This window comes from Schaalia cardiffensis (assembly GCF_016405145.1).
Taxonomy (GTDB): domain Bacteria; phylum Actinomycetota; class Actinomycetes; order Actinomycetales; family Actinomycetaceae; genus Pauljensenia; species Pauljensenia cardiffensis.
This window is the reverse complement of sequence record NZ_JAEKIA010000011.1, coordinates 48,892-63,983: the sequence shown is the minus strand read 5'-3', so window position 1 is coordinate 63,983 and position 15,092 is coordinate 48,892. Positions and strand designations below refer to the sequence as shown.

General features: G+C 61.6%; 12 protein-coding genes and 1 riboswitch. All 12 genes read right to left on the bottom strand.

Features of this window, described 5'->3' with window-relative positions; translation table 11 throughout:
* Positions 1 to 209: 209 nt before the first annotated feature.
* The 12 genes from lnt to JFX23_RS07375 all read right to left on the bottom strand — a co-directional run bounded on the left by lnt (position 210) and on the right by JFX23_RS07375 (position 15,060).
* On the bottom strand, positions 210 to 1,823 hold the full coding sequence (gene lnt / locus JFX23_RS07430; RefSeq protein ID WP_233050674.1) for an apolipoprotein N-acyltransferase: 1,614 nt from the start codon (positions 1,821 to 1,823) through the stop codon (positions 210 to 212).
* Positions 1,820 to 4,585, bottom strand: a complete 2,766-nt coding sequence (locus tag JFX23_RS07425) for a DEAD/DEAH box helicase (protein WP_198776363.1) — start codon at positions 4,583 to 4,585, stop codon at positions 1,820 to 1,822. The genes lnt and JFX23_RS07425 overlap by 4 nt, the downstream gene beginning before the upstream one ends.
* Positions 4,582 to 5,571, bottom strand: coding sequence for a helix-turn-helix transcriptional regulator (locus tag JFX23_RS07420; RefSeq protein WP_198776362.1), 990 nt, complete (start codon positions 5,569 to 5,571; stop codon positions 4,582 to 4,584). Before JFX23_RS07420 ends, JFX23_RS07425 begins: the two co-directional genes overlap by 4 nt.
* Positions 5,564 to 6,487, bottom strand: coding sequence for a helix-turn-helix transcriptional regulator (locus JFX23_RS09615; RefSeq protein WP_198776361.1), 924 nt, complete (start codon positions 6,485 to 6,487; stop codon positions 5,564 to 5,566). The genes JFX23_RS07420 and JFX23_RS09615 overlap by 8 nt, the downstream gene beginning before the upstream one ends.
* Positions 6,488 to 6,525: 38 nt before the next feature.
* Positions 6,526 to 7,371, bottom strand: a complete 846-nt coding sequence (gene hisG / locus JFX23_RS07410) for an ATP phosphoribosyltransferase (RefSeq protein WP_198776360.1) — start codon at positions 7,369 to 7,371, stop codon at positions 6,526 to 6,528.
* 157 nt (positions 7,372 to 7,528) lie between these two features.
* Positions 7,529 to 7,792, bottom strand: coding sequence for a phosphoribosyl-ATP diphosphatase (locus JFX23_RS07405; protein WP_005963674.1), 264 nt, complete (start codon positions 7,790 to 7,792; stop codon positions 7,529 to 7,531).
* Positions 7,793 to 7,904: 112 nt separating this feature from the next.
* A complete protein-coding gene (locus JFX23_RS07400) occupies positions 7,905 to 8,930 on the bottom strand; it encodes an ABC transporter substrate-binding protein (RefSeq protein ID WP_198776359.1) in 1,026 nt (341 codons plus the stop codon).
* Positions 8,931 to 8,940: 10 nt separating this feature from the next.
* Positions 8,941 to 9,714 (bottom strand): ABC transporter permease, encoded by a 774-nt coding sequence (locus JFX23_RS07395; protein ID WP_416153024.1) that lies wholly within the window; start codon positions 9,712 to 9,714, stop codon positions 8,941 to 8,943.
* Positions 9,715 to 9,770: 56 nt separating this feature from the next.
* Positions 9,771 to 9,896: riboswitch (FMN riboswitch) on the bottom strand.
* Between the two features lie 67 nt (positions 9,897 to 9,963).
* Positions 9,964 to 10,626, bottom strand: coding sequence for a ribulose-phosphate 3-epimerase (gene rpe, locus JFX23_RS07390; protein ID WP_198776358.1), 663 nt, complete (start codon positions 10,624 to 10,626; stop codon positions 9,964 to 9,966).
* A 36-nt stretch (positions 10,627 to 10,662) separates the two neighbouring features.
* Complete coding sequence (locus JFX23_RS07385; protein ID WP_198776357.1) at positions 10,663 to 12,138, bottom strand: transcription antitermination factor NusB; 1,476 nt, start codon at positions 12,136 to 12,138, stop codon at positions 10,663 to 10,665.
* Entirely contained in the window at positions 12,138 to 13,079 is a 942-nt protein-coding gene (gene fmt, locus JFX23_RS07380) for a methionyl-tRNA formyltransferase (RefSeq protein WP_198776356.1), read from the bottom strand. The genes JFX23_RS07385 and fmt overlap by 1 nt, the downstream gene beginning before the upstream one ends.
* Positions 13,080 to 13,110: 31 nt before the next feature.
* On the bottom strand, positions 13,111 to 15,060 hold the full coding sequence (locus tag JFX23_RS07375) for a primosomal protein N' family DNA-binding protein (protein ID WP_198776355.1): 1,950 nt from the start codon (positions 15,058 to 15,060) through the stop codon (positions 13,111 to 13,113).
* Between the last annotated feature and the right edge of the window lie 32 nt (positions 15,061 to 15,092).

The following is a 15,092-nucleotide window of genomic DNA, read 5'->3' as shown; positions in this document are numbered from 1 at the left end:
TTAATGCGCTTGTCGTGCGTACTTTCGTGCCCCGAGAGGTCTTTTCCTCCCGACCTTCGAGCCTCTTGTCGTCGCCGCCAAGCGTAGTGTCGTGCCCCTGAACTGCATGACACCCATCGACTGCTCAATTCTCACAGTTCTTTCAAGCGCGCTTTTCCGTTCCTCTCAAACGCTCTTTTGTGGTCGAAGAGCGGGCTTGACAATGCCCCTTAAGCACTCTCAGCACTCTTTCGTGGTCGCCGAAGCTCTTGGGGTGCCCCTCGACGTCCCTGGGCTCGAGCCTTCCTGTGCCCCTGACGCACTGCGCTCCACCGACCAAGGGACACGAGCAGAAACACACCCGTCAACACCATCACAATCTGTGCGGGAAGCTCACCCATGTGCGCAGCCACAGTGATGCTCGTCCTCAAAGGAACGCTCTCTGTGAGCCAGGCAGCGCTTTGAGGCTCCGTTTGCGCCTGGATCGCCCCATCAGGGCGAATCACCATCGACACTCCCGTCGTCGATGCCTGAACCGCTGAACGTGAAAACTCCATCGCCCGGAAACGCATGAGCTGCGCCTGCTGAAGTGACTCTGCAGAAGAACGGAAATGATAGTTATTCGACGGCTCAATGAGGATCTGCCCGCCCAAGTTCACGCCCTCGGAAAACACCGAAGAATACCCCGCCTCGAAACAAATCCCAACAGCAAGAGGAACACTTCGCCCGTCACGCAAACGAACCCTCATCACGCCGGGCTCGCTGCCCGCAGCCATATCCACACTCACCTGCGCGGCCTCGGTCGCGAGCTTCGAAATGAACGAGCGATACGGGATGAACTCGCCGAAAGGAACGGGCTTTTGCTTCGCATAGAGGGTGGAAGAATCAAGCCCCTCCCCCACGTTCCACACGCCCAACCAGTTCCAACGCATACCCTCGATGGTGTTCGCAAAACCGAAAAGGAGCGGCGCCTGCGCCCTCGTCGCAGATTCTTCAAGGATCTGGGCGACACGAGTCGAGGCGCGAGGGTCCCGGTCCGCCCCAGTCTCCCCCCAGATGACGAGGTCGACCTCTCCCCCGTTCTCAGCCAAGGAGAAGGTCTGAGCCGCATTATTCGAAGCGACCTTGCCCTCAATGCCGAAGGTCTGGTTTCCGGGAAGTTCAACATCTCCTTGAACCACCCCGAGTTTCACAGCACCAGCTTCTTGCGCGGTATGAAGAGGAAGGAAAGCACTTGCGCACAACACCCCGGCTCCCACGAGCAGGGCCAGCGGCCTCGTATACCAATGCTCCGCATCTGAACCGGAGCGCAAGGAGAACACCCTGCGGACCAGTACAGCGAGCACGACGACGCTAGCGGAGACCAGAACCTCGCCTCCCCAGGGAGCCAGGTGCCCCAAAGGGGAATCCACCTGCGGCATCGCAATATTTCCCCAGGGGAATCCCGACCAGGGGTAATGCGAACGGAACTGCTCAACGCCCACCCAAGTCAGGGCGTAGGCGAAAGCCTGTCCGGGCAGGGTCCTCGCCCAAGCCCACACACGGCAAAGACGTGCAATCAGCGTCCAAGCGAGGATCTGGAGGATCTGCGTCGCAGCCAAAGCCACCCAGGGAAGCCACCCGCCCGTCGCAAGCGTCACCCAATGCACAAGAGGCAGCCACCAGCATGAGGCGAAAACCAGGGTGTTGAGCAGGGAACGAGAGGTGGAGGGCCCATCAACCCGCGAGAAGAACAGGGCAAGCGAGGGGATCAACGCCCACCACACAGACAGGCTCGGGAAACTCGCCCACACGCCCCAACCGGCAAGAGCACTGAGGAACAGATCACGGTGAAAGAGCCTCATAGGGCGGACCATGCCACCACCCCGTGGACGAGAAGATCACGAGCCTGCTTCGCTTTCGCTGAGAGCACCGGATCCTCAAGTCCGCGGATCTGGTCGAGCAGATCAATGACCTGTCGGATCCAGCGGACGAAATCCCCACCTTGCATCTCATCGTCGGCGAGCGCAGTCGATAGCGAAGCGCCGTGTGCCCAGGCAAGGCAGGGGGCGAGCAGGCCAGGATCGGGCTGTGGGGAAGCCTCCACGCCATGAGCTTTCTCAGCGGCATGAACCCTGTCGACAGCCTGAAGAGTCTGTGCCCAGGCCTTGAGGAGGGAGGCGGGAAGACCTGGGGGAACAAGGCTCGCCTCCTCTGAACGAGACTCGTACACGCAGGTGGACACGATCGCGGCAAGCTCGTGGGCAGTCACATCATCCCAGCAGCCCTGCGATATCGCCTCCATGACAATGAGGTCTCTTTCGCCGAAAATCATGCGGAGCATTTGACCGCGTTCACTCACCTCATCGCCCCGAAGGAAGTCCAAATCTTCGAGGACATCACACACCCGGTCGAAGTGCTTGGCGACCGAGTTCGTGCGCCGATCAATCGACTCTTCAAGCTTCCTGAGCTCCCGATCGATTCTCGCCCACTGGTGGCCGGCGCGAGCATGGTCTTCCCTCTTGGGGCACTGATGCACCGGGTGAGCGCGCAAGGCGGCTTCGAGGCGCTCCACCTCGGCGCTGTCGAAAGGAAGCGTTTGGGATGAAAGAGCTTTGAAGTTCCCAGAACGCACCAGCTGCCTCAACTCTTCGGCGATCCTCATGCGCTCCTTGTTCCGACGCAAAGCCGATCCCCCACTGATTCTCAGGTGAGCGAGATGCTGGGCGCCGGTGGAAGCGTCACCGTGGGCAAGAGTGTGGAATCTGCCGTCCATGCCAACAACTGTTGTCGCGACCCGACCGATCGCGGTCTTCTCCCGGAATGCGATGACCGCGTAGAGTTTGCGCCGGCCCTTCCCATAGGAGATGACATCGCCGGGCACGAGTCCTGAGAGGAGCTGAGAATCAGCGCTCCTCTGCGTCTGATTCCTTTTCTTCGAAGCCGCTTTTTGTGCGAGGACGAGTTCGTCGCGTAAGCGGAAGTACTCTTGGGCATCACCCTTTTCGCACACAAGGTTCTGTCCGATCGAGTCGCGCTCCCCTCTAAGGTGTTTTGCCCGAGTCGCAAGCTCAACGACTTGACCATCGGCTTGGAATTGCGCGAAAGACGTCTCGAGCACATCCCTTGTCGACTTACGTGTCGAATGATCGAGAAGATTCACGACCATGTTGTAGTTCGGTTTGAATGCGCTGATGAGAGGATAGGTGCGTTTCGACGCAAGGGAGGCGAGTTCTTCGGGGGCGACCGTGCCACGATGCAAGACGACGCTGTGCCCCTCGGAGTCGATGCCCCTGCGCCCGGCCCGACCGGAAAGCTGCGTGTACTCCCCCGGTGTCAGGCGCACATGCTCGGCTCCATTCCACTTCGTCAAAGACTCAATGACAACGGACCGGGCCGGCATATTAATTCCCAGGGCCAAGGTTTCCGTCGCGTACACCATTTTGATCAAGCCGCGGGCGAAGAGTTTTTCGACGGTCTCTTTGAGCAGTGGGAGCATTCCCGCGTGGTGTGCCGCCACCCCGCGTTCGAGGGCGCTCGCCCAATGCGCAATACCGAGGACAGCGAAATCTTCGGGCGCGATCAGCTGTGTCACTTCCTCAATCGCCTGGCGGATGAGGCGCGCCTCTTCGGCACTGGTGAGCACAATGCCCGCGCGCATGACCTGTTCGACTGCGGCCTCGCAGCCGACTCGGGAGAACACGAAGGTGATGGTCGGTAGGAGTCCTGCGCGTTCAAGGGCTATGAGGGTCGAGGGCCTCGATTCGCTCTCCGGACGAGCAGGGCCGCGAGCCTGCCAATTCCTCGCTCCCCGTCCTCCCCGCTGTAAAGCGTGGGGGCTCACTGCGGCCAAGAGTTCGGGATTCAATCGTCCTTCGACGCTCCCTTTCCTGCCCGGTTCGTACAGGTCGTACAGGGTGCGCCCGACGATCATGTGCTGGTAGAGGGGGACGGGACGGACTTCAGAGACGACGACCTCGCATCCGCCGCGCACTTGCGCGATCCACGAGCCGAACTCCTCCGCATTCGAGACGGTCGCAGATAAGGCGATAATCGTCTTATCAGCGGGCAGGTGGATGATGACTTCCTCCCACACGGGGCCCCGGAAACGATCGGCAAGATAGTGGACCTCATCGAGCACCACCGATTCCAAGTCTGAAAGGTCACTGCCTGCGTAGATCATGTTGCGCAAAACCTCAGTCGTCATGACGAGGATCGGTGCGCCCGGGTTGATTGAGGTGTCACCGGTGAGCAGGCCAACCTCGTCCTCGCCATAGCGGGCACGCAAGTCGAGGAATTTCTGATTCGACAGGGCCTTGATCGGAGTCGTGTAGAAGCAGCGTCTCCCTCGCGTCCTGGCCAGGTGCGTCGCGAATTCGCCGACGACGGTCTTGCCGGCACCTGTGGGCGCTGCAACGAGCACTGATCGTCCAGCTTCGAGGGCGTCCATCGCCTGGATCTGGAAATCGTCGAGAGAAAAGTCGAGGCCCTCGGAGTAGGCGAAACGCTGCGAGCGTTCAACTTTCATGGCCTTCTTGAAAGCCGCCATCCTTTCGGCGGCTGATAGTTCCGGCGCCTGGGCGGGCTCATGCGAGGGGGCGTGGGCGCGTCGACGTTTCGGACTCATTGCGCCTCCTTCCGGGCGTACTCGTCCCATACTTCACGGATTCTTCGGGCCCTTAGCCCCGCCTGGCGTTTGAGCTTGTCTGGGGCGCTGATCACAACGGGTGACACATCAATGAGAAGGCTTTCAACCCAGGCGGGGTTCCACACGGGGATCGTGACCCTGCAGCCATGGGGAGTGTCCACTGGTTCTCCCTCCCCGAACTCCTCGCCCACCCAGCGTCCGCCGGGGCCGAGCTCAAGTTCGATCCTGCTCAGAGCTTCGACGGTGGTGTGTCTGCGCAGCTGGGAGCGTCCTTCTTCGGTGAGGAGGTCATCAATCCTTGACAGCGCGAAAACCCTTTCGGCCTGGGCGTCGTGACACCAGGCGTGCAGCATCCACCCGCCTGATTCGAATCTGAGTTCCCAGGGGTCGACGCGCCTGTGTGATCGGAGCCCATCGGCGCGAGTGTAGGTGAAAGACAGCGGGCGGCGAGTCGAAATCGCCTCCGCCACAGTTTCAAGACGAGTGGACAGATCAGTGTCCGGTTGGGGTGTAAGGAACGGGAAAGCCTCTCCCACCTGCGGCTCCTCTTGAGAAAGAGGGTCCTGAGTTGTCGTTTCCTCGCTCGAGTTGACGAGGGCGCGCACCTGGCACGCGGTTCTGGGGATGCGGGCGCGCAAATCCGGATCGAGGTTCGGGGCTAGGGCTTCAAGGCCGACGAGGATCGCCGTGGCCTCACGAGCAGTCAAACGCGGAGGCAGGCTGATCCCCATATTCGAGTGGACGAGGAGCTTGTCCTCGGTGGCGTAGGCATCCCAATCGATCTCGAAAGACTGTCCCGGCAGTGAATCTCCGACTGAGCCGATCGCTTCAATATCGCGTTTCATCTGCTTGCGGGTACGTCCGAAATGGGCAGCCGCTTCCCCCAGGCTCACACCCGGATGCTCGCAAATCCAGGCGACCAGGGAAATGAGTCGGGAAATCGTGATGGGAACGAGCTCAGGCATGGCTCCCCCATTGCGCGGCACTCACAAGGCGCTGATACAGCTCTTCACGAAGCTCCTCAGGTTCAAGGAGGACGATGTCTTCGCCCTCGTTCAAGATCCTTGAGATCCACTCCCCCTTTTCGCCAGGCTCTCCGATCGCCTGCTCCCAACCGTCCTCATCGCCTTCGTGTACAGACTCGAGGAAGGCTCTGACCCGTTGAGCTGCGCCGCTGCGAAGCGCCATGACGGGTGAGACCATGAGCTGCTTGAAAGGATCGTCGAGGTCCTTCGGCATGGGGGCCGCGTCTTGGGCTTCGCCCAGGAACTCGACCTCGGATCTGAAGCGGGACAAGCGGAACACGCGCTCATCTTCACGATCAAGATCACGGCCCCACAGGTATAGGGCTCGGCCCCTGATGATGAGCTTCCACGGTTCAACGGCCCTTTCGAAAGAGCCCGACTCTGAACGGTAGTCGAAGCCGATCACTCTGCGTTCCTCAATCGCTTCGACAATTTTCGCGACCGTTTCCGCACCCTCAAGGCCAAGAGGCAAAAGCGGAGTGTCCTCTGCCTGTGCTGAGCTGGAAGCGGCGATCTTCGGTCCGATCGTGTACAGATCCTGGCCCGCAGACTGCCAGGCTGAAACAGCGAGTTGGATCAGTGCAACATCCGTGGCATCAAGCGAAGCCTGTGAAGACTGGAAAGAAGCGGGGTCGACCCGATAGGACTCCGCGCCCGCGTTCACGATCTCGAGGATCACCCCGGCTTCACGCAAAGCGGCCTTGTCACGTTGGAACTGTGATTCAAAGGCCGCGTCCCCGAGTCCGACATAGCCCGGAAGTCTCCTGAGTTGTGTTTTCGTCCGAGGACGTTCCGCGCCGAGAAGTTCGATGAGGAGGCCCAATACGCGCGTACTCGTCGATACTTTCCCATCCACGGGCTCAAGCCTAAGACGCGAGGAGGGGCTGCGCCGGATCAGAGGCGGGACGCCGTCAACTCGGTGACAATAATGCCGCGCGCCCCGGCCTCGTGCAGACGATCCATCACAAGATTCACGCCCTTCGCGGGCACCATGACGCGCACGGCCCGCCACTCCGAGTTCATCAGCGGACTCACCGTCGGAGAATCAAAACCGGGGGCGATCTCAATCGTCGCATCCAGATCACCCTCGCGCACGTTGTAGTCGACAAGCACATAGGAGCGGGCGAGTTGCACGCCCTGCAAACGCCGATCCAGGGTCGCGAGGGCGGGGTCGTCCACGCAATCTTCACGGGTGATGAGGACCGCCTCCGACTCCAAGATGGGCTCTTCGAAAACCTCAAGTCCCGCAGCCTTCAAAGTCGAACCGGTTTCCACGACATCAGCGATCAAATCAGCGACGCCCAGTCGGACGGAGGATTCGACGGCGCCATCAAGGTGCACGACCTCAGCCTCGATACCGTGTTGAGTGAGATAGCGGCGGACCAGGTGATCGTAGGAGGCGCCCACTCTCTTGCCCGCAATGTCTGCAAGGGATGTCATCTGGCCGAGGGGGGCTGCGAAACGGAAAGTGGAGTGGGCAAAACCCAATGCACGGTGCTCGATCGCGCTCGTGCCCGAGTCAAGAAGCAGATCCCGGCCGGTGATGCCTACCTGGATGGAACCACGCCCCACGTACACAGCGATGTCTCGGGGACGCAGGAAGAAGAGTTCAACATCGTTCGTTGAATCAGTGAGCACGAGTTCACGGCCACGGCGGCGAGTCTTGTACCCGGCCTCCGCGAGGATCGAGATCGCCGGTTCAGACAGGGACCCTTTGTTGGGGACTGCGATACGGAGCATGTTTTCCTTCAAGTCGATGAGTGAATAACGGGCTTGCGGGGCGTTCACAAGAGGGGACCGCTGAGAGCTGGGGCGGGGGCGCCATCTCCGCTGAAGCCCCGACCATTCGCAAGTGGCGTGAGACTCGGATCAGGCGCAAGCCCCGGTGAAGCCCGGATCAAAGATGCCGGTACACGTCCTCGAGGCTCAGCCCCTTCGCGATCATCATCACCTGAGCATGGTAGAAGAGCTGAGAAATCTCCAAAGCACAGTCATCGAGGCTTTCGTATTCGGCGGCCATCCACACTTCACCGGCCTCCTCAATGATCTTCTTCCCGATGAAATGAACGCCCTTGTCGAGCTCCTCGACTGTGCCCGACCCTTCAGGGCGGGTCTGGGCCTTCTTCGACAATTCGGCAAAAAGATCTTCAAAAGTAGTCACGCGCACACTCTAACCACAGGCGGCGGGGTCCGAGGAATTCAACCACTCCCCGGACCCCGCTCCCACCACTGGGCTCCGATCAGCCTGTTGGGCCGATCAGAACCCTAGAATCTCAGTTGTTCGCATACTCGTTCGTCATCACCTTCGACGCGTCAACCGGGCCTTGGAAAAGCCCCGGCACCTTCGCAAGGAAATCACCCATCCGCGCCCAAGTGTCAGCGTCTTGGACGGGGCTCACCTGATCCGAGGAGTTCTTCAGCAGCGGGATCGTCGCTTCAAGGACCGCCTTCGCAGTCGCCCGAGTGTTGGTGTCCGAAAGGGACTCATCGCGCGTCGCCGTCGAATCGAGAGCCTTCTCCGGGTCGGAAACCGCGAGGGCCGCACCAGCAGAGGTCGCCTGGACGAGCGCCCTCGTCGCTTCCGGATGCGCCTGGGCCCATTCGCGAGTCGTGATCATCGCAGCTGCAACCAGGGGCGTGTCTTCCTTGAGGGGGATGGCGCGCACATCAAGGCCCGCGACCTGCATCTGGACGAGATCATTATTCGAAAAACCAAGGACCGCGTCGACACTGCCCTGGGCGATCGCCGCCCGCTGCGTGTAGCCGATGGAGGTGAGCACGACATCCTCCGTCGTCAAGCCAGCCTCCTGGATTGCGGCGAGAGCTGCGAAATAGCTCGAGCCGTATTCACCGGGAATACCCAGGCTGTGGCCCTTAAGATCCGCCAGAGAGTGGATCGGTGAAGAGGCCGGGACAATGACGACACCCGGAAGGTGCGAGTAGAAAGCGCCGACCGACACCAGGTCCATGCCCTGTGAAGCAGCGACAAGGGCCTCGTCACCGGAGGCGATCACGAAGTTCTCTTCGCCGGACAAAAGCGCGGTGAACAGGCCCTCGTCAGAGCCGTGGTGACGGACCTTCGCGTCAAGGCCTGCTTCCTTGTAGAGGCCTTCGTCCTCCGCGAGGTAGACGGGCGAGAACTGGACATTCGGGATGTATGTCAAGCCGACCGTGACCGCTTCAGCGCTCGTCTTGAGCTCCGGCTCTCCGGTCGAGGATGTGGCCGCCGTTGAGCATGCGGCAAGGGAGAGGGAAGCGAGGAGGGCGAAGGCGCCGGTGAGGAAACGCTTGTGGATCATGAGACTGCTTTCATTCGGAGATCGTGTATTTGCTGGTGCACTCAAGCCGATACACGAAGATGTACACCGCCGTCGCCATGAGACACAGGAGGATGATCGCGACGAACATCCCGGCGGTATCAACATTCGACCTCGCCTGGACCAGGACCTGGCCCAGTCCCTTGCCGCCCATCACCATTTCACCGACGACTGCGCCGGTCACCGAGAGGGTGAATCCGTTGCGCAGGCCGCCAAGAATGGAGGGCGCGGCGAGTGGCAGTTCAACTCCGAACGCCATTCGCCACCCCGAGGCTCCATCAAGTTCGGCCGCCTCCAGCACTTCAATGTCGAGATGGCGAAGGCCCACGACAGTGGAAACGAGGATCGGGAAGAACACAATAAGGGCGCACAAGGCGGTGACCGACCAGAGCCCGTAGCCGATCCATAGGACCAGGAGGGACGCTAGCGCAATCGCAGGGAGAGCTTGAGTGGCGCCGAGGAAGGGTTCGACCGCAGCCGAGACGAGTGGAGAGCGGTAGACGAGATACGCGAGCGGCAAAGCGACGCAAGCGCCGACGAGGGAGCCCGCCAGTGCTTCTAAAGCGGTGAGCGCCGCCATGCGCCACATCGACGTGTTCATCGTCATCGCAACGCCGCGGTTCCACGTATCAAGAGGCGACGGGAGTCGCCAAGATTCGATGCCGGTGAAAGAGGTTGTGGCCCACCACGCTGCGATGAGAACGATGAACAGCACAATGGGTGCCATGATCGTCATGCGTCTCGAGGTGACTCGGCGGCGTGCCACTTCCAGCCCTTCCGGCATCCGGGTACGCGCGGCGCGAAGTACGCGCGAGGCGCGTACTCTTGCTCCTCCCATCCGGACTTTCACCGTCGGTATCGGAATTACACCGATTCAACCGCCCTCTTTGCGAGCGGGTCGCGGACTTTCACCGCCGGTTCGGAATTACACCGACCCCGGAGCTAGCTCCATCATGCCATTGAGCCCCGTCTCATGTGAAACGGGGCTCAAAAAATGAACTGGAATGATCGTGGATCAGTGCTGGTGGCGGGCCGCAAGAGCTCGCAAAGCCTCGACCTCCGCGTAGGCGTCCTCGGCCCTGAACACCGCGGAGCCCGCAACGAAGTTATCCGCACCAGCTTCGGCCGCCAGTTCGATCGTCTTCCTTGACACTCCACCATCAACCTGGATCGACACTTCCAAACCCGAAGCGTTGATCGCTTCGCGAGTGCGGCGAATCTTCGGGATCATCGAGTCAATGAAGGACTGGCCTCCGAATCCGGGTTCGACAGTCATCACGAGGATCATGTCGAACTCGGAGAGGATATCCACGAAAGGCGCAATATCCGTCGCAGGTTTCAACCCCAGACCAACCTTCGAGCCGAGGCGGTGGAGTTCACGGGCCAGACGTAGGGGCGCGTGAGCGGCCTCCGCGTGGAAAGTCACCGAGGAGCATCCGGCTTCAGCGTAGGCGGGCGCCCAGCGGTCCGGGTCTTCGATCATGAGGTGCGCGTCGACCGGGAGGATTCCCGACTTCACGACCGCTTCGGCCACCGGCAGGCCCCATGAAAGGTTCGGGACGAAGTGATTGTCCATGACGTCCACATGAGCCACATCGGCCCCTGAGATCTTCTCGAGTTCAGCGCGCAGATTCGCGATATCGCAGTTGAGGATGGAAGGTGAAATAGTCACTGTCATGGGGGCAATGCTACAGCTCAGAGCACCATCCTGTGATCATTCTCCCACTCGCCGAAGGGCGGCGATGAACATCAGATCCGTCCCATGGCGATGCTCCCAAAGCTGCAAGCTCCTTCCCTTCGCCCCGGCCACGAGTCCCGCGCTTTCGGGGATCTCCAAAGACATTGGAACCAGGTCCTCTGCGATCGCGACAGTATCGAGCAATTCGAGCCCGCCCTCGCTAAGAAGAGCCTCAAGCTGATCGACCGTCTCTTCCTTATGCGGAGAGCAGGTGATGTAGGTAAGGACCCCTCCGGGGCGCACAAGATCACGGGCGCGACGTAAAAGCTGCGCCTGGAGTATCACGAGTTCCCCAACATCCGCCTGTGACCTGCGCCACCGGGATTCAGGACGACGACGCATCGACCCCATTCCCGAGCAAGGCGCATCAACAACCACCCGGTCGAAAGACCCCAGAGCCCAAGAAGTGTTGCGCCCACCGAAGCTACGACCATCGGAAGAGACGACATCAACATTGTCGAGCCTGCGGCAGGCCCGCTCGACAAGGCGGGCGCGGTGAGGGTGGAGTTCATTGGCGACAAGATGAGCCTGACGTTGGCGAGCCAGGGCACCAAGCAACGCCGCTTTACCGCCAGGACCTGCGCAAAGATCCAGCCAGGACACGTCAGGGCCTTCGAGAGGAGCCGCAGCGGCGATCAGAGCCGACAACTGAGAACCCTCATCTTGGACCCCGGCAGCCCCACTGCGGATCGATTCGAGGGCCGCAGGATCACCCGACTCGATCAGGACCGCCCTGGAACTCACAGTGCCCATCGCGACACGCGTGTCGAGCACTTCCTCAGCCTCGTCGGCAAGCTCCTCAGCTTCAATGAGCCCGGGTCGGGCCACGAGAGTCACATGGGGCGCAATGTTATCGCCCTCGAGAAGAGCTTCGAGCTCGTCTGAGGAATACCCGTGGGCTGTGAGGGCCTGGGAGAAAGCCTCCACCATCCACGTCGGATGTGAGGTCAGTGCTCCGAGACGCTCAATGGGATCCTCAATCTGTTCCAAAGCCTCTTCGATCGCGCCCTCCTCCTCACGGGTGATGGAACGAAGAACCGCATTCACCATTCGTGTCGGCCCGTCGGTCAGATTCATCCGCGCAAGATCAACGGTCGTTGAAACCGCCGCATGATCGGGTACACGCATATTGAGGAGCTGATGGGCACCGAGACGCAGGAGCACCGCGACAGGTAAGTCGAGTTCCTCAATGGGGCGCGTCAAATACCGCGCAAGAACCGCGTCGAGGCGACCTCGCCCTCGTAGAGTCCCATTGACGAGTTCCGAAGCGAAAGCGGCGTCCCTCGCATCGATCCTTTCGTGCTGTCGAGCTTGACGCAGAGCCTTCGCGAGGGCGATGTTCCCAAAAGCCCCGTCCCTTTCGACCTGCATGAGCACATCGAAGGCGATCCTCCGCGGGGCATCCGCATCACGAAGAGCACGGTATCCATCCGAGTACTTGCGGGTCCCCATCAGTCCTCCTTCACGCCCAGGCGGGCGCCCTCTTCGAGGCGTGCACCGCGAGCCCAGGCGGCAGCATCCATCCACCCCTTACCCGCCGGGGCGACCCGCCCCAAGCTGACCTGCCCCTGAGCGCAGCCGACCTCGACACTCTTCTTTGAAGCGCGGATCACGCCCGGTCCTGCCTCCCCCTGAGGATCGGGAGTCACGGGTCCGAGTTTGAGGCGCACTCCCCCGGGCAGGAGTGTCCACGCCCCAGGGTTCGGGGTCACGGCACGGATAATGCGGTCGACCTCTTGAGCACTCTTCGTAAAATCAATGAAACCATCATCGTGGGTCAATTGGCGGGCCCGACTCTTCGCCGGATCTTCCTCGTCTTGGGGGACGGCGCACGCACTGCCCTCAGCGATAGAGTCAACGACCTCGAGGATCTGCGCCGCTCCGAGCTCGGACATGATCTCAAGGAGTTCGCCGGCAGTCTCACGCCCAATCGGCACGGGCAGGCGTGAAAAAACCGGCCCCGTGTCGAGCCCTTCTTCGAGTTGGAACACGCTCGACGCGGTTCTTTCATCTCCGGAAAGGACCGCCCATTGGACGGGGGCTGCTCCACGCCAACGCGGCAAATCAGAAAAGTGCAGGTTCACCCAGCCGAATCTCGGCATGTCGAGGACCGCAGGTGGGATGAGCGCACCATAGGCGACCACGACTCCCAGGTCCGCGTTCAAAGCTTCAACAGCATCCAGGACCTTCGTGTCTGTGAAGCCACTCGCTTCGATCAGGGGCACTCCGGCTTCTTCGGCAACAGTGGCGACCGCGGAGGGCACGAGGCTGCGACCGCGCCCGGCCCGTGCGGGCGGACGCGTCACAACCCCAACGACCTCGTGGTGAGAGTCGAGGAGGGCTTGGAGCGTGGGGACGGCAGGGGCGGGTGTTCCCGCGAAGACTATGCGCACCAAGCCAGTGTAACGGGGAGGGGAAGGGAGCTCAGAAGAGCTCAGGGGGATTGACGCTGATGCGCAGCGGATCAAGTTTCCTTGAAGAGCGGTGGGCTTGGAAGGAGGCAAGACTGAGGAGGACCTGTGTGCGTTCCGCACGTTCAACTCTCACCAGCGCCCGCACCGTGGGTTCCGTGTCACTCAGGGGCAGGGTGCCGATCAGCTCCCCTCCTGCAACCTCGGCTGCGGCCGTGACATCTCGTGGCTCGCCGTCAATGGCGATAAGCGTCTTCGCGGGGAAGAAACCGAGGGCGACGCGTTCATCCAAGAGACGCTGGGCGTAGTCAGCCGGGTCGAAACGAATCATGGCCTGCGCCATCGTGGGTTCAACTCCTCCGGCGATGAGCGCGGGAGCTCCTGCACGGGCGAGGGAAAGAGCGTTGAACCAGCGCCTCAAGGCCTCTTCGGGGGCCCAAAGTTCCGCACGGCCCGCGATCGAGCGCGCGTCAAGAATAATGATCCCCGCGTATCCGCCTTCAGCTCTCGGTTCCGCGCCCGCAGTCGCCACGACGATCCTCTTCGAGTTCGGGATCTCTCTGGTGATCTGGTGTGTTGAAGAGGAGACGAGGACCGGGGCTCCTGGAATTGCTCGGGCGATCTCCTCCCCCGTCCGTTCCGAACCGATCCTCGCGTTCCTCAAGCGCGTTCCCGAACAGCTCCGGCAACGCCAATCACTCACGGCCCTGGAACACCATGCGCACGCCACCTGCCCATCCGCATTCATCTGCAGGGGTCCTTGGCAAGAGGGACAACGGGCGATCGCCCGGCAGCGTTGACAAGACACAACCGCGACGTAGCCCGCGGAGGCGACGTGAACGAGGACGGGACCGTGCTCCAGGCTCTCCCTGATGGTGCGGGTCACCTGCGGAGGGATCCTTGAGCTTCCCGCGTCGCCCGCTGCGGCAGCATCAATGTCATCGAGGACCCTGACCGTCGGACACAAGGAACGCCTGATGGGCAGATCATCCGTCAGGGAGACCGCCCAGGAGGAGGAGACGAGGGACTGTGCTTTCACGGAACGCGAATAGGAAGCGAGGACGAGGGCGCACCCTTCGATAAGAACCCGGGTGATCGCCACATCAAGGGCATCGCATCTGGGGGCGCGCCGCTCCCTCAAACGATCATCCCCGTCATCCCAGATGATGATGAGCCCGAGGTCTTTCATTGGAGTCCAGGCCGTCGAACGTGTTCCCACGAGGACGCGAAGCCTGCCCGTCATGGCCTCGAGATGGCATCGGTAGCGCTGCGCCGGAGAAGAATCCGTATCCACGAGACCGACCGGGATCGACAGCGTCTTTGAGAGGATCTGCCAGAAAGCTTCGGCTTGGGCTGCGGTCGGAGCGATGAGAAGTACACCCCTGCCCGAGGAAGCGCAGGCCCAGACCACTTCGATGAGCCGCTGATCGCGCGTCGGCCCCAGAGCCGTCCACACGGCTCTAGGCGCATCCCCCTCACCCAATCGCCTGAGGAGGGCAGGGCCCGCCGGGTGGTCCGCCCAGGCCAGGCCACTCGGCGCACTCGGGGTGGGGGTGTGAACGGCTGGTTCTTCGAGGAAGGCCTTCTCCGTGGAGGCGTGGCGGGCCGGCACCGCCACGGAGAGGGTCTGGGAGAGGGTCGCGACATTCGCGTCGCTGATCCTGCGGGCGGCGGCGAAGATTTCGGGGGTGACGAGGGGAAGCGCTGTGACGACGGCTTCGATCGGGTTGACACGATGGATCGGATGTTCTGTTCGAACATTGAGGACCCAGCCGCTCATTCGCCTGCCTGCGAGTCTGACGCGAACCAGGACCCCCACTTCGACGCGATCAGCGAGCTCGTCGGGGATCTCATAGTCGAGGGGCCGGTCGAGGTGTGCGAGGTCCGCGTCGACGATGACTCCGGCGACCCGGATGGGGGCCGAGTCCTCCTCGAATCCTTCGAACGCACCCTGCATGTCCATGCTCCTATTGGAACACGCGCCATGGGCATTTG